This is a genomic window from Methyloversatilis thermotolerans (assembly GCF_000372885.1).
GTDB lineage: Bacteria > Pseudomonadota > Gammaproteobacteria > Burkholderiales > Rhodocyclaceae > Methyloversatilis > Methyloversatilis thermotolerans.
The window spans coordinates 1,487,099-1,512,930 of record NZ_KB889967.1 but is presented as its reverse complement, the minus strand read 5'-3'; the positions used below and the strand labels follow the sequence as shown (position 1 = coordinate 1,512,930).

General features: G+C 63.7%; 22 protein-coding genes and 2 tRNA genes. 18 read left to right on the top strand and 6 right to left on the bottom strand.

Annotated elements, in window-relative coordinates:
* Positions 1-9 precede the first annotated feature (9 nt).
* From recR to A3Q7_RS0106395, 12 genes are all read left to right on the top strand, one after another.
* Positions 10-603 carry a recombination mediator RecR gene (gene recR / locus A3Q7_RS0106450; protein WP_018411039.1) on the top strand — a complete coding sequence of 198 codons (594 nt, stop codon included), beginning with the start codon at positions 10-12 and terminating at the stop codon, positions 601-603.
* Entirely contained in the window at positions 600-1,832 is a 1,233-nt protein-coding gene (locus A3Q7_RS0106445; protein WP_018411038.1) for a CaiB/BaiF CoA transferase family protein, read from the top strand. The genes recR and A3Q7_RS0106445 overlap by 4 nt, the downstream gene beginning before the upstream one ends.
* A 124-nt stretch (positions 1,833-1,956) precedes the next feature.
* A complete protein-coding gene (gene petA, locus A3Q7_RS0106440; RefSeq protein WP_018411037.1) occupies positions 1,957-2,565 on the top strand; it encodes a ubiquinol-cytochrome c reductase iron-sulfur subunit in 609 nt (202 codons plus the stop codon).
* Positions 2,566-2,570: 5 nt separating this feature from the next.
* Positions 2,571-3,854 carry a cytochrome b gene (locus A3Q7_RS0106435; RefSeq protein ID WP_026224566.1) on the top strand — a complete coding sequence of 428 codons (1,284 nt, stop codon included), beginning with the start codon at positions 2,571-2,573 and terminating at the stop codon, positions 3,852-3,854.
* Between the two features lie 10 nt (positions 3,855-3,864).
* Positions 3,865-4,623 (top strand): cytochrome c1, encoded by a 759-nt coding sequence (locus A3Q7_RS0106430; RefSeq protein ID WP_026224565.1) that lies wholly within the window; start codon positions 3,865-3,867, stop codon positions 4,621-4,623.
* A gap of 106 nt (positions 4,624-4,729) precedes the next feature.
* Positions 4,730-5,326, top strand: coding sequence for a glutathione S-transferase N-terminal domain-containing protein (locus tag A3Q7_RS0106425; protein WP_026224564.1), 597 nt, complete (start codon positions 4,730-4,732; stop codon positions 5,324-5,326).
* A 28-nt stretch (positions 5,327-5,354) separates the two neighbouring features.
* On the top strand, positions 5,355-5,798 hold the full coding sequence (locus tag A3Q7_RS0106420) for a ClpXP protease specificity-enhancing factor (protein ID WP_018411033.1): 444 nt from the start codon (positions 5,355-5,357) through the stop codon (positions 5,796-5,798).
* Positions 5,799-5,922: 124 nt separating this feature from the next.
* Positions 5,923-6,891 carry an acetyl-CoA carboxylase carboxyltransferase subunit alpha gene (locus A3Q7_RS0106415; RefSeq protein ID WP_018411032.1) on the top strand — a complete coding sequence of 323 codons (969 nt, stop codon included), beginning with the start codon at positions 5,923-5,925 and terminating at the stop codon, positions 6,889-6,891.
* A 1-nt stretch (position 6,892) separates the two neighbouring features.
* Complete coding sequence (gene tilS / locus A3Q7_RS0106410; RefSeq protein ID WP_018411031.1) at positions 6,893-8,221, top strand: tRNA lysidine(34) synthetase TilS; 1,329 nt, start codon at positions 6,893-6,895, stop codon at positions 8,219-8,221.
* A gap of 91 nt (positions 8,222-8,312) precedes the next feature.
* Positions 8,313-9,008, top strand: coding sequence for a CAAX prenyl protease-related protein (locus tag A3Q7_RS0106405; RefSeq protein ID WP_018411030.1), 696 nt, complete (start codon positions 8,313-8,315; stop codon positions 9,006-9,008).
* 135 nt (positions 9,009-9,143) lie between these two features.
* Positions 9,144-9,770 (top strand): transglutaminase-like cysteine peptidase, encoded by a 627-nt coding sequence (locus A3Q7_RS0106400; RefSeq protein ID WP_018411029.1) that lies wholly within the window; start codon positions 9,144-9,146, stop codon positions 9,768-9,770.
* Complete coding sequence (locus A3Q7_RS0106395; protein ID WP_018411028.1) at positions 9,767-11,725, top strand: EAL domain-containing protein; 1,959 nt, start codon at positions 9,767-9,769, stop codon at positions 11,723-11,725. Before A3Q7_RS0106400 ends, A3Q7_RS0106395 begins: the two co-directional genes overlap by 4 nt.
* A 64-nt stretch (positions 11,726-11,789) precedes the next feature.
* On the opposite strand, the gene A3Q7_RS0106390 is transcribed toward A3Q7_RS0106395, so the two are convergent.
* Together A3Q7_RS0106390 and A3Q7_RS0106385 are read right to left on the bottom strand one after the other, a co-directional pair.
* Positions 11,790-12,434 (bottom strand): N-acyl amino acid synthase FeeM domain-containing protein, encoded by a 645-nt coding sequence (locus A3Q7_RS0106390; RefSeq protein ID WP_040570830.1) that lies wholly within the window; start codon positions 12,432-12,434, stop codon positions 11,790-11,792.
* Between the two features lie 203 nt (positions 12,435-12,637).
* A complete protein-coding gene (locus tag A3Q7_RS0106385) occupies positions 12,638-13,558 on the bottom strand; it encodes a hypothetical protein (RefSeq protein ID WP_157278116.1) in 921 nt (306 codons plus the stop codon).
* A gap of 169 nt (positions 13,559-13,727) precedes the next feature.
* Here A3Q7_RS0106385 and A3Q7_RS0106380 point away from each other — a divergent pair, with 169 nt between their 5' ends.
* Positions 13,728-18,761 (top strand): alpha-2-macroglobulin family protein, encoded by a 5,034-nt coding sequence (locus A3Q7_RS0106380; RefSeq protein WP_018411025.1) that lies wholly within the window; start codon positions 13,728-13,730, stop codon positions 18,759-18,761.
* A gap of 67 nt (positions 18,762-18,828) precedes the next feature.
* Here the strand turns inward: A3Q7_RS0106380 and A3Q7_RS0106375 are convergent, their stop codons facing one another.
* Positions 18,829-19,122, bottom strand: a complete 294-nt coding sequence (locus tag A3Q7_RS0106375; RefSeq protein WP_018411024.1) for a helix-turn-helix domain-containing protein — start codon at positions 19,120-19,122, stop codon at positions 18,829-18,831.
* A 469-nt stretch (positions 19,123-19,591) separates the two neighbouring features.
* Between A3Q7_RS0106375 and A3Q7_RS0106370 the strand changes: the two genes are divergently transcribed.
* From A3Q7_RS0106370 to A3Q7_RS0106350, 4 genes are all read left to right on the top strand, one after another.
* Positions 19,592-20,830 (top strand): aspartate kinase, encoded by a 1,239-nt coding sequence (locus tag A3Q7_RS0106370; RefSeq protein ID WP_018411023.1) that lies wholly within the window; start codon positions 19,592-19,594, stop codon positions 20,828-20,830.
* A gap of 74 nt (positions 20,831-20,904) precedes the next feature.
* Positions 20,905-20,998: transfer RNA gene (locus A3Q7_RS0106365), tRNA-Ser, on the top strand.
* A 66-nt stretch (positions 20,999-21,064) separates the two neighbouring features.
* Positions 21,065-21,141: transfer RNA gene (locus tag A3Q7_RS0106360), tRNA-Arg, on the top strand.
* A gap of 743 nt (positions 21,142-21,884) precedes the next feature.
* The gene (locus A3Q7_RS0106350; RefSeq protein WP_018411022.1) at positions 21,885-22,211 is read left to right on the top strand and encodes a hypothetical protein; all 327 of its coding nucleotides are present in this window, start codon (positions 21,885-21,887) and stop codon (positions 22,209-22,211) included.
* Positions 22,212-22,262: 51 nt separating this feature from the next.
* On the opposite strand, the gene A3Q7_RS0106345 is transcribed toward A3Q7_RS0106350, so the two are convergent.
* The 3 genes from A3Q7_RS0106345 to A3Q7_RS0106335 are packed head-to-tail and all read right to left on the bottom strand — an operon-like array spanning position 22,263 to position 25,195.
* Entirely contained in the window at positions 22,263-23,258 is a 996-nt protein-coding gene (locus A3Q7_RS0106345) for a cytochrome d ubiquinol oxidase subunit II (RefSeq protein ID WP_018411021.1), read from the bottom strand.
* The gene (locus A3Q7_RS0106340) at positions 23,255-24,640 is read right to left on the bottom strand and encodes a cytochrome ubiquinol oxidase subunit I (protein ID WP_018411020.1); all 1,386 of its coding nucleotides are present in this window, start codon (positions 24,638-24,640) and stop codon (positions 23,255-23,257) included. Before A3Q7_RS0106340 ends, A3Q7_RS0106345 begins: the two co-directional genes overlap by 4 nt.
* A gap of 9 nt (positions 24,641-24,649) precedes the next feature.
* Positions 24,650-25,195, bottom strand: a complete 546-nt coding sequence (locus A3Q7_RS0106335; protein WP_026224560.1) for a GbsR/MarR family transcriptional regulator — start codon at positions 25,193-25,195, stop codon at positions 24,650-24,652.
* Positions 25,196-25,399: 204 nt separating this feature from the next.
* On the opposite strand from A3Q7_RS0106335, the gene ndk reads away from it, so the two are divergent.
* The gene (gene ndk, locus A3Q7_RS0106330; protein WP_018411018.1) at positions 25,400-25,825 is read left to right on the top strand and encodes a nucleoside-diphosphate kinase; all 426 of its coding nucleotides are present in this window, start codon (positions 25,400-25,402) and stop codon (positions 25,823-25,825) included.
* Positions 25,826-25,832 lie beyond the last annotated feature (7 nt).

The window sequence follows — 25,832 nt, the reverse complement described above, 5'->3', positions numbered from 1 at the left end:
TTCCGCCGCATGAATCCAGGCGTGCTCGACGAGCTGGTCGGTGCGCTGCGCTGCCTGCCATCGGTCGGACCGAAGAGCGCGCAGCGCATGGCCTTCCATCTCCTGCAGCGCGACCGTGCCGGCGCCGAACGGCTGGCACGGGCGTTGGGTGATGCACTGGCGCGCTTGCACAACTGTGCGCGCTGCAACACCTTCACCGAACTGGATGTCTGCGAACGCTGTACCTCGCCGCGTCGCGATGCCGGCCTTTTGTGCGTGGTGGAAACGCCGGCCGACATGCTCATGATGGAGCAGGCGCAGAGCTACAGTGGCCTCTATTACTGCCTGATGGGCAGGATTTCTCCGCTCGAGGGCATCGGTCCGCGCGAACTCCGGCTCGAGCGGCTGATGGAGCGTGCCGCCGATCCTGCGGTGCGCGAGGTCATTCTCGCCACCAATTTCACCAATGAAGGCGAGGCGACCGCCCACTACATCGGCGAAATGTTGCGCGCGCGCGGTGTGCTGGTCAGCCGCATCGCTCGAGGTCTGCCGGTGGGCGGCGAACTCGAGCATTCGGATATCGGCACGCTGGCGCAGGCGATGTCGGAGCGACGGCCGGCATGAAGGCGTCGCATGCCACGGCCGATGCGCCGCGTCCTCTCGACGGTCTGAAGGTGATCGAACTGGGCACCTTGATCGCCGGGCCCTTCGCATCCCGCATCCTCGCCGACTTCGGCGCAGAGGTGATCAAGATCGAGTCACCCGATGGCGGTGATCCGCTGCGCAAGTGGCGACTCATGTACGAGGGCACCTCGCTGTGGTGGTTCGTGCAGTCGCGCAACAAGAAGTCGGTTGCGCTGAACCTCAAGCATCCGGAGGCGCTGGATGCGCTCAGGGCGCTTCTGCACGACGCGGACGTGCTGGTCGAGAACTTCCGGCCGGGTGTCCTGGACAAACTCGGGCTGACTGAAGCGGTATTGCGCGAGCTCAATCCTGCGCTCGTGGTGGTCCGCCTGTCGGGCTTCGGGCAGACCGGACCGCTCGCGCAGCAGCCGGGCTTCGGTGCAATCGGCGAATCCATGGGCGGCCTGCGTTTCATTACCGGGTTCCCGGACCGGCCACCGGTCAAGGTGGGTATTTCGATCGGCGATTCGATCGCTTCGCTCTGGGGGGTGATCGGCGCGCTGATGGCCTTGCGCCACCGCGATGCGACCGGAGGCCGGCGCGCCGGGCAGGGGCAGACCGTGGATGTCGCTCTTTATGAGGCCGTGTTCGCGATGATGGAAAGCATGCTTCCCGAGTTCGACGTGTTCGGTTTTGTACGTGGCCGAACCGGCAACATCATGCCGGGCATCACGCCCTCGAACACCCATACCGCTCGCGATGGCCGGCACATTCTCATCGGCGGCAACGGCGACGCCATATTCCGTCGGCTCATGCACGCCATCGGTCGGCCGGACCTTGCGGACGACAGGACGCTGGCAGACAACGCAGGCCGCGATGCGCGCCGCGACGAACTGTATGCCGTGATCGACGCCTGGGTGGCGCGGCACGATGGTGCCGACGTGATCAAATGTCTGGAAGAAGCGGAAGTGCCGGTGAGCCAGGTGTATTCGATCGAGGACATCGCGCGTGATCCGCACTACCTTGCGCGTGCGGTGTTCGAACAGGCACATCTGCCGGATGGACGCGCATTTCGCATGCCGGCGCCGATGCCGAGGTTGTCGGCGACACCGGGACGAACCGAATGGACAGGACCTGCGCTGGGTCAACACACCGATGAAGTGCTCGTTTCACTGGGGTATGACCGGGACAGAATAGTGGCGCTGCGGCAGGCCGGCGCCATTGGTTGAAGGCCCCGAGGGGCGCTGCGCCGCCCGTCGGAGCTGTTTGCAGTGCAGCAGGGCTTTAAACGGGGTGTCGCTTGCGGATATAATCGCAGGTTGTGCCGAATCAATCGTCAAAACGGGAAAAAGCATGAGTGGCAATGAACGGACAGCGGACGGCGCCCGGCGCAGTCTGCTTGTGGCAACGGCCTGTGCGGGTGGCGTGGCCGGAGTTGCGGTGGCAGTGCCTTTTCTGACCAGTCTTGCGCCTTCCGAGCGCGCCAAGGCAGCCGGCGCCCCGGTCGAGGTGGATATCTCCAAGCTTGCGCCGGGTGAAATGACTACCGTCGAATGGCAGGGCAAGCCGGTATGGATCATGCGCCGTACGCCCGAGCAGATCGATGCCCTGGGCAAGATGGCGGACAAGCTGGCCGACCCGAACTCCGAGCGCAATCCGTCCGAATTCACGCCGGAATATGCCCGCAACGACCTGCGCTCGCGCGAGGACCACAAGGATGTTCTGGTCGTGGTCGCCATCTGTACCCACCTGGGCTGTTCGCCGTCCGGTCCGTTCGCGTCGGGCTCCAATCCGCAACTGGGTGGTGACGCCGGTTTCGTGTGTCCCTGCCATGGCTCCACCTTCGACCTTTCGGGGCGTGTGTTCAAGGCCAAGCCTGCCCCGGACAACCTGAAGGTACCGCCGTACATGTTCCTGTCTGACACGCGCATCCTGGTTGGCCAGGATACCAAGGAGGGTTGATCGAGATGGCTGGCGAAAAGGTTGTCACCACCACCGGCCTGCTCGGCTGGATTGACGAGCGCTTCCCGCTCACCACGCTCTGGAAGGAGCATCTGGCGGAATACTACGCGCCGAAGAATTTCAACTTCTGGTACTTCTTCGGCTCGCTGGCACTGCTGGTGCTGGTGATCCAGATCGTGACCGGCATTTTCCTGGTCATGCACTTCAAGCCGGATGCGTCGCTGAATGCAGCCGGCGTGCCGGTCGCGTTCGCGAGCGTCGAGTACATCATGCGCGACGTGCCGTGGGGCTGGCTCATCCGCTACATGCACTCGACCGGCGCATCGGCGTTCTTCATCGTCGTGTACATGCACATGTTCCGCGGCCTGCTCTACGGTTCCTACCGCAAGCCGCGCGAGCTGGTATGGATCTTCGGCTGTCTCATCTTCCTGTGCCTGATGGCGGAAGCCTTCATGGGCTATCTGCTGCCGTGGGGACAGATGTCCTACTGGGGCGCCCAGGTGATCATCAACCTGTTCTCGGCCATCCCGCTGGTGGGCAACGATCTGTCGACCTGGCTGCGCGGTGACTTCGTGATCGGCGACGCCACGCTGAACCGCTTCTTCTCGTTCCACGTGATCGCGGTGCCGCTGGTGCTGATCGGGCTGGTGGCGGCGCACATCATCGCGCTGCATGAAGTCGGCTCGAACAACCCGGATGGTGTGGAGATCAAGAAAACCAAGGATCCGGTCACGGGCATTCCGCTGGACGGGATTCCCTTCCATCCGTACTACACGGTGAAGGACATCGTCGGCGTCGTGGTTTTCCTGATCTGCTTCTCGGCTGTGGTGTTCTTCGCGCCCGAATTCGGCGGCTACTTCCTCGAGTACAACAACTTCATTCCGGCCGATCCGATGAAGACCCCGCCGCATATCGCGCCGGTCTGGTACTTCACGCCGTTCTATTCGATCCTGCGCGCCAATACGGTGAACTTTTTCTGGATCGACGCGAAGCTGTGGGGCGTCATCTTCATGGGCCTGTCGGTGATGATTTTCTTCGCGCTGCCCTGGCTCGACCGTTCGCCGGTGAAGTCCATCCGCTACAAGGGTCCGATCTTCAAGATCGCGCTCACCATATTCATCATCGCCTTCCTGATCCTGGGCTATCTCGGCATGCAGGCGCCGAGCCCCATGGGCACCCTGGTATCCCAGGTATGCACGGTCATCTACTTCCTGTTCTTCCTGCTGATGCCTTGGTACACGGCGATCGACAAGTACAAGCCCGAACCTGCGCGTGTGACCGGACATTGAGAGCTCGATGATGAAACAACTCAAAAAACTGCTTGTGGGTGTGCTCTGTGCGCCTGTGCTGGCCTTCGCATCCGGTGAGGCCGTCCATCTCGATCGCGCGCCCTCGGAAAAATTCCGCGACGCGCTGGCCATCCAGCGTGGTGCCCAGGTTTTCGTCAATTACTGCCTGAACTGCCACTCGGCGTCCTATATGCGTTACAACCGCCTGAAGGATGTCGGTCTGACGGAAGACCAGATCAAGGACAATCTGCTCTTTACCGCCGACAAGGTGGGCGAGACGATGAAGGTGGCGATGACGCGTGACGATGCCAAGGCATGGTTCGGCGCGGCACCGCCCGACCTGACGGTGGTTGCCCGCTCGCGTGCTTCCGGCGATGGCAGCGGTGCAGATTGGCTGTACACTTATCTGCGTACCTTCTACCGAGACGAAAACCGTCCGACCGGCTGGAACAATGTGGCGTTCTCCAACGTGGGCATGCCGCACGTCCTGTACGAACTGCAGGGCGAGCAGACCGCAAGGCACGTCAAGGTGTCCGACGGCCATGGTGGCGAGAAGGAAATCATCGAGCTGGAACTGAGCAAGCCTGGCAAACTGAGCAAGGCTGAATATGACTCGCTCGTCGGTGACCTGGTTGCCTACCTGGTTTACATGGGTGAGCCGGGAGCGGAAAAGCGCCGCCAGACCGGTCTCATCGTCATCCTCGGTCTTTCCGTCCTGCTGGTGCTGAGCTATCTGCTCAAGCGCGAGTTCTGGAAAGACGTCCATTAAACCTACACGCCCGAAAGTCATGCAAGCTCTCGGTCATCGCGAAGCGACCTCATCGCGCGTTCGACGCGTGGTGAGGGATGCCGAGTACTCCTGGGGTGTCACCACCATGATGAATCTGTACTCGGGGACAACTGATCCCTTTTCCCATCGTTGCCGGATAGTGCTCTACGAAAAGGGCATGGATTTCCAGGTGATCGATGTCGATCTCTATAACAAACCTGAAGACATCGCTGTCATCAACCCCTACAACCGCGTGCCGGTTCTGGTGGATCGCGACCTCATTCTGTACGACTCGAACATCATCAACGAGTACATCGACGAGCGCTTTCCGCATCCGCAACTGATGCCGCCGGATCCGATCATGCGTGCCCGGGCCCGCCAGTTGCTGCACACCGTGGAGAGCGAGCTGTTCTCGCACATTGACGCCCTCGAGAAGAATGCGCGTACGGCGGACAAGTCGCGCGCCCATCTGCGCGACCGGCTGACCGAGCTCACCGCCATCTTCGCGAAGCAGAAGTACATGCTCGGCGAGGAATTTTCCATGCTCGATGTGGCCATCGCTCCGTTACTATGGCGACTTGACCACTACGGCATCGAGTTGCCGAAGTCGGCAGCGCCGCTGATGAAGTACGCTGAGCGCATCTTCTCCCGGCAGGGATTCATCGATGCACTCACCCCGTCCGAAAAGGTGATGCGCCGCTGATTCCCCGACGGCTTTTTCCCTTATCCTGATGGACGTCATGAGTTCGGTTTCCACCAAGCCCTATCTGCTGCGCGCACTGTTCGACTGGTGTGCGGACCAGGGTCTCACACCGTATATCGCGGTCGTCGTCGATGACCGCGCAGGTGTGCCTCGCCAGTATGTGAAGGACGGCCAGATCATCCTGAATATCGGCCGCGAGGCGGTGCACCAGCTCGTGATGGGTAATGAGCTGATCACCTGCTCGGCCCGTTTTGGCGGCGTCGCGCAGGAGCTGACCATTCCGGTCGATTGCGTCGCTGCCATCTATGCGCGCGAAAACGGTCATGGCATGGCATTCGAGGTCACCCCGCCGGGCCAGTCCGCGCCCCGTGCCGATCTGGCGGCAGCGCCGGTCGCCGAAAAGCCCGAGCAGGGCGTGCTCACGACACCGGAACGGCCGCCCAGCAAGCCCCATCTGCGTCGTATCAAGTAAGCAAGGCCGGCATTCGCCGGCCTTGTGTTTTCTGTTTCCGCCCTCCGGCGGCGATCCGCACGATACGATCGTGTCAGGCGGGCTGACGCGCTAGAATTGCGCACCCTTGTTTCCGGTCAGCTTGATGAAAACCACCTTTCTCGATTTCGAACAGCCCATCGCCGAACTCGAAGCCAAGATCGAAGAGCTGCGTTTCGTGCAGGACGATTCGGCCGTCGACATATCGGAAGAGATTACCCGGCTCGAGGCAAAGAGCCAGGCGCTGACGAAGGACATCTATGCCAAGCTGACGCCGTGGCAGATCGCGCAGGTGGCCCGTCATCCGCAGCGTCCCTACACGCTGGATTACCTCAGGCTCATGTTCACCGATTTCCAGGAACTGCATGGTGATCGCGCGTTTGCCGACGATCACGCCATCGTTGGCGGCATCGCCCGCTTCAACGGGCAGCCCTGCATGGTGATCGGTCATCAGAAGGGCAGGGATACCAAGGAAAAGATCCTTCGCAATTTCGGCATGCCCCGTCCGGAAGGCTACCGCAAGGCCTTGCGTCTGATGAAGCTGGCAGAGAAGTTCGCCATGCCGGTGGTCACTTTTGTCGATACGCCGGGCGCCTATCCGGGCATCGATGCGGAAGAGCGGGGCCAGTCCGAAGCGATCGGTCACAATCTTTATGCCATGGCTGAACTGCGCGTGCCCATCATTTCGACCATCATCGGTGAAGGCGGCTCCGGCGGTGCGTTGGCCATCGCCGTCGCGGACACGCTGATGATGCTGCAGTATTCGACCTACTCGGTCATTTCACCGGAAGGGTGCGCATCCATTCTGTGGAAAAGCGCCGACAAGGCCGCGGATGCCGCCGAAATCATGGGTATCACCGCGTCGAGGTTGAAGACGCTGGGTCTGATCGACAAGGTGGTGAGCGAACCCGCGGGCGGTGCGCACCGCGATCACACGACGATTGCTGCGTCCCTGAAACGCGCACTCGCCGAATCGCTGCGTCAACTGGCGGACCTTACGCCCTCGCAGTTGGTCGAGCGCCGTTTCGAGCGCGTGATGGCCTATGGAAAGTTCAAGGAGCAGGCGGTCGCCTGACATGTATGCAGACATCGCCGCCTCGACTGCAGCGCACGTCGAGGACGGTGCGCCGCTGCTGATTGCCTTCAGCGGCGGTCTCGATTCCACCGTGTTGCTGCATGCTCTGGCGTCCGCGTCACGCTGGCGGCTTCAGGTCGCTCACGTTCATCACGGCTTGCAGACGGCGGCCGAGGCATGGGCCATTCACTGCGCCCGTCAGGCGGCCTCCCTCGATCTGCCGTTCTTTCTGCATCGCGTCGATGTCGCCTCGGACAGCCCCGATGGCATAGAGAGCGCGGCGCGCGATGCCCGTTACCGGGTGCTGGAGCGGCAGGCCCTGCAAACGGGGGCACGCGCCATCGTCACCGCTCATCACGCGAACGACCAGGCGGAAACGCTGTTGCACAATCTGGTGCGAGGTGCCGGTCTGATGGGCTTGGCCGGCATGCCCGAGTGGAGGCCGGCTGCGTCCGGCACCCCGGCGCGCCTGCGGCCGCTGTTGCGCCTGACCCGGGCGGAACTGGAGCAGATCGCGTGCAGAGAGCGGCTGTCCTGGATCGAGGATGGTTCCAACACCGATGTGCGTTTCGCCCGCAATTACCTGCGTCAGTCGGTGATGCCCCGGCTCGCGTCCCGCTGGCCGCGCGCTGCGCAGACGCTGGCCGGCGCGGCGCGACGGCTGGCTGAAGCGCAGTCATTGCTTGATTGCCTGGCCGATAGCGATGCCACAGCCCTGAAGGTCGAGACCGGATGGGGACATGCCTGGTCGATAGAAGGTTTGCGGGCGCTGGATGCCGCTCGCCAGCGCAATCTTCTGCGGCGGTTGATTCGTATAGCCGGTGCCCGCAAGGCGCCGGGCGAGGCATGGCTTGATGAGTGGCGCCGCCAGTTGATGACGGCAACGCCCGAGGCCGAATGCCCCGTCCGTCATGCCGGCATGGCGGGTTTCTGCCATCGCGGTCTTTTGTGGCTGGTAGCGGACCGGCCCGCGCCGGCGCCGCACGTCGTGCGGTGTGAAGACGAGCTGGAATCCGGAATCGAATGGGCGGGACGCCTGACTTTCGTCGCCGTACCGGGCGGCTTTGCCGCCGACCGCCTGCGGGCCGCGCGTGTCGAACTGCGCACGCGGCAAGCCGGAGACCGGATCCGGCGCGGGCCGGGCAGGCACCGGACCGGGGTGAAAGTGATCGCGCAGGAGATCGGCTTGCCCGGCTGGTTGCGCGAGCGGGCACCCATCATGGTGATCGATGGCGAGCCGGTCTGGATGCCCGGTTGCGAACCGGCCCCTCCGTGGCGCGCGGCGGCCGATGCGCCAGGCCTGATGCCGGTCTGGTCGCCGGCCATGTGATCAGGATATCGTCACGCCTTCATCTGCGACCCGCCGGACTGTCACCGTGTGGCGATATCATCCGGGGCTTTTGCACAGCCCCGATGGCCCGATGACTTCCCAATCGCCTTCCCTGTTCAATCGCGCTGTGCTTGCGCGTGCGCTGCCTTTCGCGATCTACATCCTGTTCCTGGCGATCGGCGCGCCGCTGGCCGATCTGCTCGGTACCGACGCGCGCTGGATGTATGCGGTACAGATCGCCTGCGTCGTCATCGCGCTCATTGTTTTCCGGCGCGATTACGTCGAACTGCGCGAGGTTGCGCCGGACGGACCGCTGCATGGCACGGCCGGCATCGTGGTCGCACTGCTGCTCGGTGCCGCCGTGTGGGCGCTGTGGATCTGGCTGGACTTCCCGCCCTTCGCATTCGGGCCGGGCGCGGGCTACCGTCCGCTGGACGAAGCGGGCATGCTCATTCTGCCCATGGTGGTGGTGCGCATTTTCGGCGCCGCGGTTGTCGTGCCGGTGATGGAAGAGCTGTTCTGGCGTTCCTTCATCCAGCGCTGGCTGGACAAGCCGGATTTCCTGTCGGTTGCAGCCCGTTCCGTCACGCTGCGCAGCGTGCTGATCGCCTCCGTGGTATTCGGTTTCGAACACGGGCAATGGGCGGCCGGCATTGTGGCCGGACTGGCCTATGGAGGCCTGTATCGGCTTACCGGTCGCCTCTGGCTGGCCATACTGTCCCATGCGCTGACCAATTTCATGCTCGGCATGTGGGTGGTTCATTCCGGGCAATGGCAGTTCTGGTGAGCGGACGGTCAAGCGGACGCCGTGCGCTGCCGTTAAACAGGAGATTCCCTGTGCCTGCCTTCCATGTCGCGTCAGCATCGACCTCATCGAGCATTTCACCGAGCCGGCCTCGCCTGCGCGGTATTGCTTTGCGCGATGGCACAGGCCACGGCATTCAATTACCAGGGCTATCTGCTGGCGGCGCGCACCGATCTGCAGCAGAGGATGAGCGCGCGGTTCGGCGACAAGGCAGGGCCACGCATGGTCGAACTGGCGGAAGCGCTGTCTGCGGCCGGTCGTATTGCCGATGAGGCGCAGCGTGTGGAGCGCATCAACCAGATCATGAATCGCGCGCGTTATGTCACCGATCCCCAGCTCTGGCAGTCGGAGGACTACTGGGCGACGCCGGCGGAATTCATCGCGCTTGCCGCCGGCGATTGCGAGGACTATTCGCTGGCGAAGTATTTCGCCTTGCGCGAGCTCGGCATGCCGGCCGACAAGCTTCGCATCACCTATGTGCGGCTGCTCAGACAGGGGCGACTGGAAAACCACATGGTGCTTGCCTATTACCCCGAACCCGATGCCGAGCCCTGGGTGCTGGACAATCTTGAGAAGCGCTTCCTCCCGGCACGCGAACGCCCCGATCTGACGCCGGTGTACAGCTTCAATGACGACCGCGTCTGGAAGGTGCAGACCGGCGGGGATCGCGAGCTCGGATCGCCGCAACAGTTGCGCAAATGGCGCGAATTGCTGGACAAGGTGAGGGCGGAGGTCAAGGAATGAACAGCCTGCGTGTGCGCCTGCTGGCCGCGCTCATCGGCGTGGGTGTGGTTGCTTTCGCGGCTGCGCTCGCCACCGCGCTCTGGGTGTCGCGCGACCGGGTGGAAGCGCAGATGGCGAGCCAGGCCCAGTCCATTGCGCTTTCGCTGACGGTGGCCTTGACCGCGGGTGGCGAACCGGCACTGCAGAACGCGGAAAGCCTGGTCGAGCCGGTGTTCGACCAGAGCTATCTGCGACGGATAGAAGTGCGCGATGCGCGTGGCCGGGTGGTGGCGTCGCGCCAGGCGGCTGCACGCTTGCCGGGTGGCGCACCGCAGTGGTTCGCCGACCTGCTGCCGCTGGCTGCCGGTGCCCAGACCTCGGACATCCTGCACGGCTGGCGCATTGCCGGCAGCGTTACCGTGGAACCTCATCCGCACTGGGCTCAGCTCCAGCTGTGGGCGGTTGCCGAAACGCTCTTGTTGTGGATGGGCGGGGGGCTGGCGGCAGCCAGCGTTCTGGGCATGCTGGCGCTGCGCTGGGGACTGCGGCCGCTCAAGCGCGTCCAGCGCTCGGCGGTGGCCGCCGCATCGCGCAAGTTCCGGCCGATCGATGAGCATCGCATGCCGCGCGAACTGCAGCCTCTGGTATCGGCGTTCAACCGCATGCTCGAGTCGCTGGCGCAGGCGCTCGAAGGGGAAGCGACGCGTGCCGCGCGATTCCGCGATCTCGCGCTGGTCGATGAACTGACCGGCCTGGCCAATCGGCGCGGTTTCCGGGCTGCGCTCGAGGCGCGCATCGAGGCCGGGCGCAGCGATGGCTGGCTCGCCTTGTTGCGGGTAGAGGGGCTGGAGGATCTGAACCATCTGTACGGACGGGAGGCGGTCGACGATCTGCTGGTTGAATCCACTGCCTTCATGCGCCAGATCGAGGGCAGTGCGCTGTGCGGCCGGGTCGAAGGCTCGTGTTTCGCGATGTTGCTCGACCGCGACATCGACCATGCACGATCGACGCTGACTGCCTTGCTGGCACGCCTGAACGGGCTCGCATCGGCAGCGGGCGCCGGTCAGGCCCAGGCCTGGCGCATCGGCGCCGCGGACTGCGCGGGCGAAGCGAATGCCGATGTCGGCCGCTGGCTGGCCGCCGCCGATCGCGCCTTGCACGGCTGGCGCGTCGAAGCGGGCAGCGAGCCGGTGTTCGAACATGCGCGCGCGCAGGAAGCGGGCGCGGGCACCTTGCGCAACCAGGTGCGCGAGCTGATCGGCGCGGGACGCATCGTGTTTGCCGCACAGACCACGCACGCACTGTCGCTGAACGATGGCGTAGCCTGCGTCGGTGCGCCACTGCACCGGGAATTGCGGGCGGCACTCGATGGTGGAGGCCGCCTCATACGCGCTGCCGAGTACATGAGTTACGCCGGCGAGGCGAGAGTGGCCGCTGCGCTGGACAGCGCCTGTCTGGTGCGCGCGCTCGATGTCATGCGTCAGCAGCGGGATCGCATGGCGACCGTGATCAATCTTGGCGCGGCCGCCCTGGGCGATGAGGGCATACGGCGCTGGATAGCGGGCTACCGCCAGGATGCGCGCGGCGGGACAGTCGTGCTCGAATTCCCGGAAGCGGTCCTGCTGTCGGATGTCGAGGCGGCCGAAACCCTGGCCCAGCAAGCGCATGCCCGCGGGCTGGTGCTGGGCATCAAGCACTTCGGTCTGCATGCGAATGCGCTCACGCTGCTGCGACGCGTGCGGCCGGGTCACGTCAAGTTTTCGCTCACGCTGACGCGCGAGGCACTGCTCAATCCCGATTCCGGCGCCTACGTCCGCTCGCTGGCGGGCATCGCATCCGCGCTGTCCATCACGCCGGTGGCGATTGCGGTCGAATCGCTGTCAGACCTTCAGGCTCTGTACGAACTGGGCATGCGCGGCGTGCAGGGTGCCGCGGTGGCGCCCGAGCAGATGCTGGCGGCAGGAACGCGGAGCTGAACCGCCTCGCCGCCTGGCGGCGGCTTGCCGACGCTCTCCGCCTCCGCGCTGCCGTCCTTGCCGACTAATGCAGCGACGGTCGATTGTCCGTATTCAGCCGGGCAAGAGGTTCCGCCAGATTCACGTGCAGCAACTTCGCGGGTGCGCCCACCCGCGGGCAGCGCGTTTCCGGACCGAATTCCCGGAAACCGAATTCCCGGCGGTAGTAACGGGCATGGCGCGGATTCACTTCGATCACGCAATCAGTGGCCGCGAGCGATATGTGGGCGAGCAACAGGGCGCGACGCATCAGTTCCGACGGCAGGTTGTCGGGCACCGGCTGCTCACGGTCGATCGCGAAACGCGTGTACTCCACCAGGCGCCGCCCGGAAGCGCGCAGCGCTTCGACGTGCTCGGAGTAGGCGGTTTCCGCCTGCAGGCGCAGACGGGTTCCGCTGCGAACGGTGAGGGTGCCGACCACGCGACCATCGATGCGCGCCAGCAGCGTTGTTTCGCCCGCAGCCGCTTCCGCCGTCATCGGTGCATCGTAGCCGCGCCACGCGTAGCACCGCGCAACCAGCTCCCATGCTTCGGCCAGTTCCTCCTGCAGGGTGGCAATCACGAAGTCGACGCGTGACCGGACCGGGGCTGCATGCGCTTCGATCGGCTGCGAGGGGGAGGAAAAACCGGAATCGTTGGCGGCGTCATGGCCGGTGGTGCGTGGAGACATGGTGTTCAAGACCTCGGCAGAGTTGTGTCTTTTGGCAAAGGTCCTGTCTTTCGTGATTCATTCCCTTGCTGGGCGCGAAGCATGTGCGGTGTCGGTTGCAGTCGCTTGATGACAGCTTGACGTTTTCATGTCAGGGGACAATGGTCCTCGATGATCCACCGCGGCAGGACGAGGGCATGACTGGGCGGCCGCTCGTCCGGGCATCACGCCTGCCCTTCGCCTGCAGTCAGACGGGCAGCGGCCGCCTCGAGCGCGCCGGTGCTCGCGGCCGATACGTCCACCCGGAGGCCGCTGCCATCGACCCGCATGCGCAGTCCCATGCCTTCGAATATCGCCATGACCCGGATGCGCAGCAGGTCGAGCTGCACGGCCCGATCCTCGTTCCGGCTGTTCGCGGCGCCGGCGAGCAAGGCGGAAATGCGCGGCCATTCGCGGGCGATGAAGGCGTTGTCCAGAGCGTCCTTCAATTCCGGGGCGATGTCCGCCACGGTACGCCCCAGGCCCGCGAGATAGCCCAGGCTGAAGGCGACGCTCTGCATCAGCAGGGCGAGCCGCGCCATGGAAAGTCCGGTCAAGGCATCCAGATCGCCGTCGAGCTGATAATCCGCGCGCGCCCGGTCGCAGGCCGCGGGCAGTTCCTGCAACAAGCCCATCAAGTGCGGCAGCAGGAGGTCCGAACGTCCGGGAAGCGACCACGCGCTCGCGCGATTCGCGCGATATTCGTCGAACATCAGATCGACGATGGGAGAGAACTGCGCCATCAGCGCATCCTCGTCTGCGCGCTTGGGCGCATGCTCTTGTGCCAGTTCACCACGCCACAGTTCCCGGTGCAGCAGATGCACCAGTTCGAGCACTTGTTCGGGGTCGCCGGCGAGCGCCTGTTCGGCGAATCGCGCGGACAGTGTCAGCCTGTAGCCGTCCGCAGTATCCGTGCGCTGCAACGGAGACCGTCCGGCCGCTTCCCCTTCGGTCGCCGTCTCGTCCGTCACGAGCAGGGAAGCAAGCCTGTGTGCGGGCAGCGCAGTGTCCCGGGCGTACAGCCGTTCCAGCGCATCGCTCAGCGTGGTGCGCAGGGCGGAAGCAGAGGCTTCCCGTCCAGGCATGTGGATATGAAGCGGGAACATGGTGCAAGTGATTGATTCGTCGGGGCGCGCAGCATAGCGTTGCGCGCACGGGGCGTCCACGGGCGGGGGCGCACGATGATTCACGTCACCCGCGACGGGGTGCCCGACATGCCCGTGCGCATCGGATGCGAGGATAATCCGCCCGGTCATGACAAACGGGCGGTGTTCGATGGCGAACAGATCGGTGGTTGCCTGGGCGGTGGCGCTCATGCTTGCGCTGGCGGCGGCCGCGGCGTGGTGGCAGTCCGCTCGCGAACAGGGTGTGGCCGGGATGCTCGCGGTGGGGGACGATCCGTCCTTGCCATTTTCGGTGCAGGGGTGCAGCGCGCGCAGCCGCGATGGCGGTCCTGCGCTCGCGGTCACGTTCAGTCGGCCGCTGGCTCCGCGCCAGTCCCTGTCGGAACTGATGCAGGTGACCGATCTGGGCGAGGCCGATGCCGGACGCGACGCGGCCGACAAGGTGGCCGGATCCTGGGTGCTCGGCGACAACCCGCGCCTTGCCTTCTTTTCCGGCGTGTTGCCCAAACGCCGCTATCGCATCGAGGTGGCGGCGGGCGTGGCCGCGCGCGGCGGCGACACGCTCGGGGCCGTCCATCGGTGCGAAACCCTCGTTGAGGACATGCCTCCGGCCCATTTCTTTGCCAGCCGCGGCACCGTACTGCCGGCCGGCCAGAATGGCGGGCTGCCGGTGGTGACCGTCAATACGCCGGAAGTCGACGTGGAGTTCCTGCGCGTCGAACCGGCCCAACTGCCGGCCTTCCTCGACAAGGTGTATGGAATACGCCGCGCTGACCCGGCGGAAGCCGACCAGGCCGGCTCCTACGATGAGGACGCGTACTACGGCGATGATGGCATGGATCTGCGCGGTCGTACTTCAGGCTGGTATCTGGATCGGCTGAAGGACCTGTCGAAGAGCGTCTATATCGGCCGTTTCCTGACCGACGACGGGAAGGACCGCCGGCATGTGAGCTTCCTGCCGGTCGAACGCATCAAGGAACTGCGGGAGCCCGGCGTCTATGTTGCGGTGATGCGTGCTCCCGGGAGTTTTTCCGGCGACTATCAGACCACCTACTTCTACGTCAGCGACATCGGTCTGCATCTGCACCGCAACGGAAGCCGCATCGACGCCTTCACCACGTCGCTGAAATCCGGCCGTGCGCTCGACGGTGTCGAGCTGGAACTGCTGGATGGCGAGGGCCGGCGCGTCGGCTCCGTCGCGGCCGATGGCGACGGTCGTGCCAGCCTGGGTTCGGTGCCGGCCAATGCACGACTGCTCATAGCCCGCCATGGACGTGAAATGTCCGTGGTGTCGCTGGCCGAGGCTGCTCTTGACCTGTCCGAATTCGATACCGCCGGTCTGCTGCCGGCGCAGACCCGGCTGTTCGTGTGGAGCGGCCGCGATCTGTACCGGCCGGGCGAGTCATTCGACGTATCGATACTTGCGCGCGACGCCGATGGCCGCACCATGGATGAACTGCCGCTGACGGCGGTGATCAAGCGCGCCGACGGTCGCATCGTGAGTCAGCGGGTGTGGAGGACTTCGGGCGAGCAGCCCGGCTATTACCGGCAGGCCATCACCCTCCCGCCTGACGCGCAGACCGGCAACTGGATGCTGGAACTTCGCACCGATCCGGCTGCGAAGAAACCGGATGCGCAGATGCGCTTCAAGGTGGAAGAGTTCATGCCGGAACGCATGAAGCTGGAACTGCGCGCCGACGAACGCGTGCTCACCGACGGCGCACCATTCGATATCGATGTGCAGGGCGATTATCTGTTCGGCGCACCGGCCGCCGGCAACCGCCTGCTTGGTGCGCTGGCGACCGAGCGCATGCGCTTTGCATTGCCGCAGAAGAAGCCTGGTTTCATTTTCGGCGACTTCGCCGATGACGCGCTGAAAGGACGGCGCGAACTGGAAGAGCGCGCACTCGACGAGCGCGGTACGGCCCGGCTGGAAGTTCCATATGACTCCGCTGCCGCGCGCTCGCCTCTGTCGCTGCGCGTGGCACTCAGTTTGCTGGAAAGCGGCGGTCGCCCGGTGGTGCGTTCAGTCGAGCGCGCCTGGTGGCCGGCACCCGCGCTCATCGCGGTGCGCCCGCTGTTCGAGCGCGACGTCGCTCGCGAATCCTCGCTGGCCGAGTTCGAAATCGGCCGCTTCGTGCCGGATGGCGGTTTCGCCCCGATCGCGCATGCCAACGTGCGGCTGTTCCGCGAGGAGCGTCAGTACTACTGGCGCTTCGACGACCAGCGCGGCTGGCATTCCGGCTTCAGCGAGAGCGATGAGCTGGTCGACAGCCGCGCCGTCGCACTGACGGCGCAGGCGAAGGTGGGTTTTCCGGTCGGCTGGGGCCGTTACCGGCTGGAAATCGACGATCCGCAAACCAGGCTTACCCTGCGCTATCGCTTCTATGCGGGGTGGGGCGCGCAGGATGACGAGGCCTTGGGCAACCGGCCCGACCGCGTGCAGGTCAAGCTGGACGGTGCGCCATACAAGGCCGGCGACACGCTGAAGGCCACCGTTACGCCGCCGCACGATGGCGAGGCGCTCGTGCTGGTGGAGGGCGACCGCGTGCTGTGGGCGTGGCGGGTAAGGGTGAGCGCTTCCGGCACCGATGTCCATGTGCCGCTGGACAAGGACTGGAACCGCCACGATCTCTATCTGTCTGTGGTCGCTTTCCGCCCGGGCAGCGAAGGCAACCGCGTTACGCCGGCACGTGCGCTCGGCCTGGCCCATATTCCGCTTGCGCGCGACGAGCGCAGGCTCAAGGTGGCACTTGATGCGCCTGCCAAGGTCGAGCCGGAAACGACGGCCACGGTGAAGGTCCGGGTCGAGGGCACTGGCGGGCAGGCTGCCTGGGTCACGCTGTCGGCGGTGGATGAGGGCATCCTGAACATCACGAAGTTCGCCACACCCGATCCGTTCGCCTATTTCTTCGGCAAGCAGCGATATGCCGCCGATCTGCTGGACATCTATGGCAGGCTGATCGAGAAGATGGATGGATCGCGCGGCAAGCTCAAGTGGGGCGGCGATTCGGGCATGCGAGATACGCAGGGCATGCCGAAGAAGGTGAAACTGGTCGATCTGTTCTCCGGCCCGGTCAAGCTCGATGAAAAGGGAGAAGCGGCCATCAGTCTGGCGCTGCCGGATTTCAACGGCAGCCTGCGACTGATGGCGGTCGCCTCGACGCCGGAACGCTACGGTCACGGTCAACGCGAACTTGTCGTCGCCGCGCCCATCGTGGCTGAACTGGCTACGCCGCGATTCATCGCGCCGGGTGATCGGGCGCGGGTTGCGTTGGATGTGACCAATCTGACCGACGCGCCGCAGCAGATTCGGCTGGCGCTGTCGGCCGATTCGCCGGTTCGCATTGCCGACGGCAGCCGCACGCTGATGCTGGCGCCGAAGCAGCGCGAAACGCTGCGCTTCGATGCCGAGGCGATCGAGGCCGAAGGTCTGGCTCGCATCCGGCTGAGGCTCGATGCCACCGGTGGCGGCAAGCCCCTGCATATCGAACGCGAGGTGGCTCTGCAGGTGACGCCGCCGGTCGCGCTCGAACGTTCGGCGGTGCGGGTCAAGCTGGAGCCGGGCGCGCGGCACGTCATCGATGGCGCACTGCTGGAGCGTTTCTGGCCCGCCTCGGCCACCTTGAATGCGAGCGCATCCTCGAGCCCCCCGCTCGACATACGCGACAACGTGCGCGGCTTGTTGCGCTATCCCTACGGCTGCGCCGAGCAGACGGTGAGTTCGGCCTGGCCGCACGTCATCATCGACGAGGCGTACGCCAGGGAACTGGGGCTGAAGGAATACTCGCGCGCCGAACGCACCGCGCTGGTCGAAGGCGCCATAGGCCGTCTGGCCGGCATGCAAGGTGCGGCCGGAGGCATGACACTGTGGGGAGGTGGCGAGTACGAACACTGGATCACCGCCTATGTCGCCGGCTTCCTGATCGACGCGAAAGCCGCCGGCTTCGCGGTGCCGGAAACGATGCAGAAAAGGATGGGCGACTGGATGTTGAAGGAGTTCCAGCTCGCGCCTTCGCAGATGCCCCGGCTGCCGGCGCAGGCGGGCAGTCAACCGGGCGAGAGCGAGCTGTTGCGCGGAGCACACGCGCGTTTCGCGCACGCGGCCCATATCGGCTATGTGCTGGCGCGCGAACAGCGGGCACCGCTGGCCACGCTGCGGCTGTTGCACGACGAACACCGGCATCTCGCGAAGTCGCCGCTGGCGCTTGCCCACCTGGGCCTGGCACTCAAGCTCATGGGGGATGAGGCGCGCTCAAGAATTGCGCTGGACGAGGCGCTGCTCAAGCCCTACGGGCTGCGCGGGAACGATGCCGAATACGAATGGCTGGGCGACTATGGCAGCGCATTGCGCGACCGCGCCATGCTTTACGCGCTGCTCGCGCGTCACGAGGTGAAGCTGGATCGCGCCGCCAATCTGCTGTTCGAACTTTCCGGCGACGCAGCAGGTCGCCGCTGGCTGTCGACGCAGGAACAGATCGCACTGGTGATGGCCGGCCGCGCGGCCGGCACAGGCACCAGCAAGCCGTGGAGGCTGGCCATTGAGGGCGGAGAAACGGTTCGCGGCGAAAAGGCGGCGATGCTGCCGGTGGACGCACACTCAGCCCGCAAGGGCGTAGCGCTCGCCAATATCGGCGATGCACCCCTTTACGTCGAAGTCGAGGCGGCCGGCTATCCGCGTCAGGCGCCGCCGGTGGAGGGCTCGCTGGGCTCCGCGCAGCGCACGCTTTTCGAAGCCGACGGCAGACCGTGGAACGGACGTGTGCTCAAGGTAGGCGATCTGATGCTGGTGCGGGTGGAGGTGCGTCCGGCGCGGCGCACGGACGACGCGTTGCTGGTCGATCGCCTGCCCGCCGGTCTGGAGATCGAGAACCAGAACCTGACGCAGGGATCCCAGGCTTCCGAATTCGCGCTTCAGCTCCCGAAGGGCGGGTCGCTGCGCGTAATGGATACCCTCACCGATCACCGTGTGAAACACCGCGAGTATCGGGATGACCGCTATGTTGCCGCTCTCAGGCTGGACAGCGCGCCGTTGAACGTCATCTATATGGTGAGAGTCGTCACGCCCGGACGTTTCACGGTGCCCGGAACCTTTGTCGAGGACATGTATCGCCCCGAGCTGCGTATCGTGGGTGAAGGGGAAGGAATGGTGGACATCGTGGACCCGCAGCCGGGTCGCTGGTAGGGGCCGCACGCAAGCGGCACGTAAAAAAAGGAAGGCGAAGCCTTCCCTTTTCCAGTCCGGGAACCGATCAGCCGGCCTTGCGATAGGCGCGGGCTTCCTTCTTCAGGCGCTTGAAGGTGTCGGGATCGGTTGCACGCAGGTACTCGACCACTTCCACGTCTTCGCGACGGATCTTGTTGATGTCGATCTGCTCGACATGAACCAGGCGGAGCAGGGCCTGAACCGGCTTGGGCATGTTGCGGCCACTTTCGTAGCGGGAGCCGCCACTCTGGGTCACGCCCAGACGGGACCAGAACTGCGACTGGTTCATACCCAGCTTCTTGCGAATTTCACGTGCGTCGATGTTGTCGGTTGCCTTCATGCTCGTTGTCCTTGCCTTGATATAAGTTGAACATCGAACCAGCCGCGCCGGGCACCGTGGGTATCTGGCATCCGGCTGAAAGCCGATTCGCGTGCTTGCTGCTCCCACACCTATGACTTAAATTATAGGCCAAATTCAGTATAAATGATCATGGCGTAAGCGGCCAAACAGCTTTGCATATGTTTGCAAGTCCGTCGGACCCCGTGTGGACCTTCGTGTAAAGAAATCGTTTCGCATTCTTCGATTTTGGTGCAGATCGTTGCGCAACGGCCCTGTTTGCGGTGGGTGACGGCGTCCGTCCAGGCCGCTTTCGGCGAGCGGGACGACCGGGTGGAGGGGCTGCGTGAACCGCCGGCCTTCGGTTCACGGTTTGCGATCGTGTTCGGGTGGGGCGGTGGGGGTGCGACGATGTCGCTCCTGGTGGATCGGTTACAATCGCCGGTTTTCGTACAACGGACCGGAAGTACAGATGGCTCTCATCGTCCAGAAATACGGCGGTACCTCGGTCGGCAAAACCGAGCGCATCAAGAGCGTCGCCCGCCGGGTGGCCGGTTACGTGGCCAAGGGGCACAAGATGGTTGTCGTCGTCTCCGCCATGAGTGGAGAGACCAACCGGCTGATCGGACTGGCCAGGGAGATTTCGCCGGCCCCGGATCCACGAGAACTGGATGTGATCGCCTCGACCGGTGAGCAGGTCACGATAGGCTTACTGTCGATGGCGCTGAAGGACCTGGGACTGAAAGCCCGCAGCTATACCGGCAGCCAGGTGCGCATACTGACTGACGACGCCTACACCAAGGCACGAATTCTCGCGATCGACGAACACAATATCCGTCGCGACCTCGACGAGGGATGCGTCGTCGTGGTGGCCGGCTTCCAGGGCGTGGACGCGAACGGCAATATCACCACTCTCGGTCGCGGCGGTTCTGACACCACCGGTGTCGCGCTTGCAGCGGCATTGCGCGCGGACGAATGCCAGATATTCACCGATGTGGACGGTGTGTACACCACCGACCCGCGCATCGTGCCGGAGGCCCGGCGGCTGGACCGCATCACCTTCGAGGAAATGCTCGAGATGGCCAGCCTGGGATCCAAGGTCCTGCAGATACGTTCGGTCGAGTTCGCGGGCAAGTACAAGGTCAAGCTGCGCGTGCTGTCGAGTTTCGAGGATGAAGGCCACGAAGGCCCTGGCACGCTGATTACTGTCGAGGAAGACGTCAATATGGAACAACCCATCATTTCCGGCATCGCGTTCAACCGCGATGAGGCAAAGCTGACCGTGCTGGGCGTGCCCGATCGCCCCGGTATCGCCTATCAGATCCTTGGGCCGATCGCTGACGCAAATATTGATGTGGACATGATCATCCAGAACGTCGGCCATGACGGCACCACGGACTTCTCGTTTACGGTGAATCGCGGCGAGTTCAACAAGGCGATGGAAATCCTCGAAAGCGTGCGCCAGCACATCGGCGCGCGCGAAATCAGGGGTGACAACAAGATCTGCAAGGTGTCGGCGGTGGGCGTGGGTATGCGCTCCCATCCGGGCGTCGCGAGCAAGATGTTCCGTACGCTGGCCGAGGAGGGCATCAATATCCAGATGATTTCCACTTCCGAAATAAAGGTATCGGTGGTGATCGACGAAAAGTATCTGGAACTTGCAGTCCGCGTTCTGCATCGCGCTTTCGAACTCGACCAGGTCGGGCAGTAGGACGACGGAATGATGCGCGATTCGGTTTGACCGGGCATGCGCTTCCCGGTATGATTCGCGCGCTTTGCAGTACCGGAGAGATGGCCGAGAGGTCGAAGGCACTCCCCTGCTAAGGGAGCATACGGGCCAAAACCTGTATCGAGGGTTCGAATCCCTCTCTCTCCGCCAAGTGTGAGTAATTGTCGAGCACTTGCAACACGTAAAAAACGTGCTATAGTTTCGCCTCTCTGCAGCGCGCCCGTAGCTCAGCTGGATAGAGTACTTGGCTACGAACCAAGGGGTCGGGCGTTCGAATCGCTCCGGGCGCGCCAAAATACCGCAGGGAATCAAAGAGATAGGCCAGTCGATTGACTGGCCTTTTTCTTTTCCGGCTTCCGGGGTTAGGCGGGTAGCCGTTTCAAGCGTCGTTCGTCACGACGAGTGAGGGCTGCGCGCCGCTCCTGCCGGCAATTTTCGGCGGAATGCCCGATTGCTTGTGCCGGGCCTGAACCGGGCTTTCCCAGCGGCCGTGACAGACTGCGAAGGGTTTGCGGTGCTCGCGGGCGGCTGTTCCGTGCGTCGGGCGCCGCTCATGACCTTCGCCGCCGCATCCGCCAGACAAATTCTCGCGATGGAGAGTTGGCCGTTCCGGGGACACGGATGGATCCCACTCCTGTCATTCTCGCCGGCACGTGCTCCGGAAATGTCGGGTGGATAATCTCGGGCTTCAGTCGCATCCGAATTCGCCGCGTCGCGTACTGTCGCGGTGCAGGGCTCCAGGCTTCGGCGGGTGCGACCCGAGCATGCCTGCTTCCGCATTCGCTCATTACCCCGCACAGTCCGTCATCCGGGTGGGCTCGAGCCTGTGCGCGCCGCGCGGCCAGGACGGAGCGAAGTGGCCGACGTTGTTGCCGCCGGCTTCCGTCGTTGCGACCTCGGGCAACATGTCTATCGATCTCCGCAGTTCCTGCGCGTCGTCCTCGGCCCGCGGAATTACAGAAATTCAGGAATCTCGCCGTATTGACCTGCAGGGCTGGCGAACCGTCCGCTTATCCCGTTATCATGACATGGGGTTATGCTGGAGGAAGGTATGTATAAGGGAAAGTTGGATAAGCGCAGCGATGTCCCGGCGCGTGACGTCACACCGATGGCCTGGTTGAAATCTTCTTTGGGGTTGCCCGATGCGGCGCAGTGGCTGGGTTTCGGGGTGCAGCGACTTCGGGACGAGTTCTTTCTCGTTGCTGCCGGCGCGGGTGCTGATGAATGGACCGAAGCCGTAGGCGAGGCGAACGGATTCCATAGCTGGCGCGATGTCGAGGCAGTGGCCGCCAGGCTGGAGGGTGTGCGCCTGGTGCTCATGTTCGATCTGGGTGATTGCGTGAAGGTGTTTCCGGCTCGTTGAGCGGGTCGGGGGCGCGCGCGACGCGTTTCAGGTGTCGCGCGCCGCTGGCGTTCACCCGTAGCGCAGTGCGGTCGCTTTGCCCCAGAAGACGCGGTGCGCGAAAAAGGTGTAGGCGAGGATGGTCGGTACCGTGATGGCGCATCCGGCCAGGATGAGGTTGAGCGACGCGGTCGAGCTTGCCGCCTGCCAGATCGTGATGCGATCCATCACGACATAAGGGTAGAGGCTGTAGGCAAGGCCGAGTCCGCCCATCATGAATACGCCCACGGTCAGCACAAAGGGCAGCCAGCACAGGCTGCCCAGCGCGCGCTGTCCATCCAGCGTCCACCACAGTGCGACGAAACAGGCGAGGGTGGCGAAAGGTATGGGCAGCAGGCCGATGAAGGCGGGAAGCGTGAACCAGCGCTCGGCGACAGTGTGGCTGACCCATGGCGTGGCGATCGAAATCAGTGCCATCCCGATGATGACCGGAATCAGCGCCAGTCTGCCCCAATGAGCGGCGCGCTGCTGCAGGTCGCCTTCCGTCTTCAATACCAGCCAGGTGGCGCCCATCAGCACATAGGCGCAAGGCAGGGCCAGCGCGATGGCTGCGGCGAACAGATCGAAATCCAAGCCTTCGGCAAAGCCGGTAATGAAGCGTCCCAGCATCCAGCCCTGTGCGAGCGCGGTGATGGTTGAACCGGCGAAAAAGATGAAATTCCAGCGCGGTTTGTGCACGTCCTGGGCCTTCACCCGGAAGTCGAAAGCCACGCCGCGCAGGATGATGCCGATGAGCATCAGGGCGATCGGCAGATAGAGCGCAGTCATCACGACGCCGTGCGCCTTTGGGAAAGCGATCAGCAGTATGCCGACGCCAAGTACGAGCCAGGTTTCGTTGGCATCCCAGAAAGGGCCGATCGATGCGATCATCATGTCCTTCTGGTCGTCGTCGGCCCGATGCAGCAGCATGCCGACGCCAAGATCGAAGCCGTCGAGTACGACGTAGAGGAACATCGCGAGGCCCATCAGTCCCATGAAAATGACGGGCAGGAATTCAGCCCAGCTCATGCTGCATTCTCCTTGTTCGCGAGTTGAGTGGCTCCCGGTACGATCGCGCCGCCGGAAGGCGCCGGGTCGTAGCTGTCCGAGGGCTTCTCGGCCATGTAGCGCAGCACGCTGATATAGGCTGCGATCAGCAGCACATAGGTGACCAGATAGCCTGCGAGCGTCAGCGCGATATGAGGCGCCGGCGTGCTGGAGGCGACGTCCGCCGTTCTGATCAGGCCGTGCACTATCCAGGGTTGGCGGCCGATTTCAGTCACATACCAGCCGGACACCGTGGCAATCCAGCCGGAGAAGGTCATGGCGGCGATCGATGCGATGAGCCAGCGTGGTGCGCGGTCGGGTTGCCAGCCAGTGCGCCTCAGCATCCAGCAGCCAAGCCAGCTCACCAGCAGCATCAGCCCGCCGATCGCCACCATGATGCGGAACCCGAAAAACAGCGGTTTCACCGGCGGATGCGCCTCGAACTCGTTCAATCCTTTCAGTTCGCCGTCCCATTCGTGGGTCAGGATCATCGACGCGAGTTTCGGGATGCCGACTGCGTAATCGTTGCGCCTTTCCTCTTCATTCGGAATCGCGAACAGAAGCAGCGGTGCTCCCTTCTCTGTTTCCCATACGCCCTCGATGGCTGCAATCTTCTGGGGCTGGTGATGCAGGGTATTCAGGCCGTGCATGTCTCCGACAACGATCTGGACCGGGATGAGGATGGCCGCCAGAGTGAGCGCAGCGCGCAGTGCCCGGGGTGTCGAGGGATTTGCCTTGCCACGCCAGACCTGCCAGGCGGAAACGCCCGCCACCAGGAAGGCCATGGTCAGGAAGGACGCCAGCAGCATGTGGGCGAATCGATACGGGAACGACGGGTTGAAGATGATTTCCATCCAGCTCCTGACGTGGAATTCACCGTCGATGATTTCGTAGCCGACCGGGGTCTGCATCCAGGAATTGAGCACGAGTATCCAGAAGGCGCTCATGGTGGTGCCGAAGGCCACAAGGAAGGTGGCGATCATGTGGACACGCTCGCTCACCCTGCCATGACCGAACAGCATGACGCCAAGGAAGGTCGCTTCGAGGAAGAATGCGGTCAGCACCTCGAAACCGAGCAGCGGGCCAGCGATATTGCCGACTTTCTCCATGAAGCCGGGCCAGTTGGTGCCGAACTGGAAGCTCATCGTGATGCCGCTCACTACGCCCAGTGCGAAGGTCAGGGCGAATACCTTGGTCCAGAATCGGTAGGCGGTGAGCCATGGGCGTTCGCCGGTCTTCAGCCAGCGCCAGCGCATGAACAGCAGCATCCAGCCCAGCGAAATGGATATCGTCGGAAACAGGATGTGGAAGGTCACGTTTGCCGCGAACTGCATGCGGGCGAGCAGTACGGGATCAAGTTCCATCTTGCGGTCTCACTCCTTGCTGCCGGATTTGAGCTGGCCGGTCAGTTCCAGCAGTTTCTGGACCCTTGCACCCATGCGCATCAACCTGGCCAGCGTCTGGGCGTCGAGTCTCTGTATGTCGTCGAACCAGTTGCTCATCATTTCGATGAGTTCGTGCATGCCGCGCATGCGTTCCTGCGCGACACGATCTTCATCATTCGTCGGGACTTCGAGCAGGGCGCTGCGCAGCATGGACAGCGTCGGCTCCATTTCGCGGCGGCGCCTTTCCTCGGCCAGCGTGCGGAAGATTTCCCATGCGTCGCTGGGCGCCTCGAAGTACTCGCGGCGGTCTCCGGCGATATGTCGCAGCTTCACCAGTCGCCATGACTGCAGCTCCTTGAGGCCCATGCTGACGTTGGAGCGGGAATAGGAGAGGGCGTCCGCGATCTCGTCGGCGCACAGTGGGCGTGGAGAGACGAAAATGAGCGCGTAGATCTGCCCGACCGTGCGATTGATGCCCCAACGGCTGCCCATCTCGCCAAAGTGGGCAACAAAGCTCTGGATGAGGGGAGTCATGTCCGCTTTTTCGGTTCCGCAAGACCAAACTGAAGTTCTTTTAGTTTATATCAAAGTTTCAGTAATTACTGAAAATTCATGCCGTCAGAGGGTGGCTGGCGGGTGCCGCTTGCCCGGCCGTTGCCGGCAAGACGTGAGGCGCCGCAATTGGTACAATCTCGGGTTGTCCTTTCCCATCCACACAAGCCATCACTGGAGATTTCCATGGCCGTTGAACGCACCCTTTCGATCATCAAGCCCGACGCAGTTGCCAAGAACGTGATCGGCAAGATCTACCAGCGCTTCGAAGATGCCGGCCTGAAGATCGTTGCGGCGCGCATGGCGCAACTGTCGCGCGCGGAAGCCGAAGGCTTTTACGCCGTGCACCGCGAGCGCCCCTTCTTCAAGGATCTGGTCGACTTCATGGTGTCCGGCCCGGTCATGATCCAGGTGCTCGAGGGCGAAGGCGCCATCCTGAAGAACCGTGACCTGATGGGCGCCACCGATCCGAAGAAGGCCGCTGCCGGCACCATTCGCGCCGACTTCGCGGATTCCATCGATGCCAACGCGGTGCATGGTTCCGACGCACCCGAAACGGCGGCAGTCGAAATCGCTTACTTCTTCCCGGCGCTGAACGTCTATTCGCGCTGAGAGCGAC

Coding starts and splice junctions, on each gene's coding strand:
- recR (WP_018411039.1), top strand. CDS start 10: ATGAATCCAGGCGTGCTCGACGAGCTGGTCGGTGCGCTGCGCTGCCTG.
- A3Q7_RS0106445 (WP_018411038.1), top strand. CDS start 600: ATGAAGGCGTCGCATGCCACGGCCGATGCGCCGCGTCCTCTCGACGGT.
- petA (WP_018411037.1), top strand. CDS start 1,957: ATGAGTGGCAATGAACGGACAGCGGACGGCGCCCGGCGCAGTCTGCTT.
- A3Q7_RS0106435 (WP_026224566.1), top strand. CDS start 2,571: ATGGCTGGCGAAAAGGTTGTCACCACCACCGGCCTGCTCGGCTGGATT.
- A3Q7_RS0106430 (WP_026224565.1), top strand. CDS start 3,865: ATGAAACAACTCAAAAAACTGCTTGTGGGTGTGCTCTGTGCGCCTGTG.
- A3Q7_RS0106425 (WP_026224564.1), top strand. CDS start 4,730: ATGATGAATCTGTACTCGGGGACAACTGATCCCTTTTCCCATCGTTGC.
- A3Q7_RS0106420 (WP_018411033.1), top strand. CDS start 5,355: ATGGACGTCATGAGTTCGGTTTCCACCAAGCCCTATCTGCTGCGCGCA.
- A3Q7_RS0106415 (WP_018411032.1), top strand. CDS start 5,923: ATGAAAACCACCTTTCTCGATTTCGAACAGCCCATCGCCGAACTCGAA.
- tilS (WP_018411031.1), top strand. CDS start 6,893: ATGTATGCAGACATCGCCGCCTCGACTGCAGCGCACGTCGAGGACGGT.
- A3Q7_RS0106405 (WP_018411030.1), top strand. CDS start 8,313: ATGACTTCCCAATCGCCTTCCCTGTTCAATCGCGCTGTGCTTGCGCGT.
- A3Q7_RS0106400 (WP_018411029.1), top strand. CDS start 9,144: ATGGCACAGGCCACGGCATTCAATTACCAGGGCTATCTGCTGGCGGCG.
- A3Q7_RS0106395 (WP_018411028.1), top strand. CDS start 9,767: ATGAACAGCCTGCGTGTGCGCCTGCTGGCCGCGCTCATCGGCGTGGGT.
- A3Q7_RS0106390 (WP_040570830.1), bottom strand. CDS start 12,434: ATGTCTCCACGCACCACCGGCCATGACGCCGCCAACGATTCCGGTTTT.
- A3Q7_RS0106385 (WP_157278116.1), bottom strand. CDS start 13,558: ATGTTCCCGCTTCATATCCACATGCCTGGACGGGAAGCCTCTGCTTCC.
- A3Q7_RS0106380 (WP_018411025.1), top strand. CDS start 13,728: ATGGCGAACAGATCGGTGGTTGCCTGGGCGGTGGCGCTCATGCTTGCG.
- A3Q7_RS0106375 (WP_018411024.1), bottom strand. CDS start 19,122: ATGAAGGCAACCGACAACATCGACGCACGTGAAATTCGCAAGAAGCTG.
- A3Q7_RS0106370 (WP_018411023.1), top strand. CDS start 19,592: ATGGCTCTCATCGTCCAGAAATACGGCGGTACCTCGGTCGGCAAAACC.
- A3Q7_RS0106350 (WP_018411022.1), top strand. CDS start 21,885: ATGCTGGAGGAAGGTATGTATAAGGGAAAGTTGGATAAGCGCAGCGAT.
- A3Q7_RS0106345 (WP_018411021.1), bottom strand. CDS start 23,258: ATGAGCTGGGCTGAATTCCTGCCCGTCATTTTCATGGGACTGATGGGC.
- A3Q7_RS0106340 (WP_018411020.1), bottom strand. CDS start 24,640: ATGGAACTTGATCCCGTACTGCTCGCCCGCATGCAGTTCGCGGCAAAC.
- A3Q7_RS0106335 (WP_026224560.1), bottom strand. CDS start 25,195: ATGACTCCCCTCATCCAGAGCTTTGTTGCCCACTTTGGCGAGATGGGC.
- ndk (WP_018411018.1), top strand. CDS start 25,400: ATGGCCGTTGAACGCACCCTTTCGATCATCAAGCCCGACGCAGTTGCC.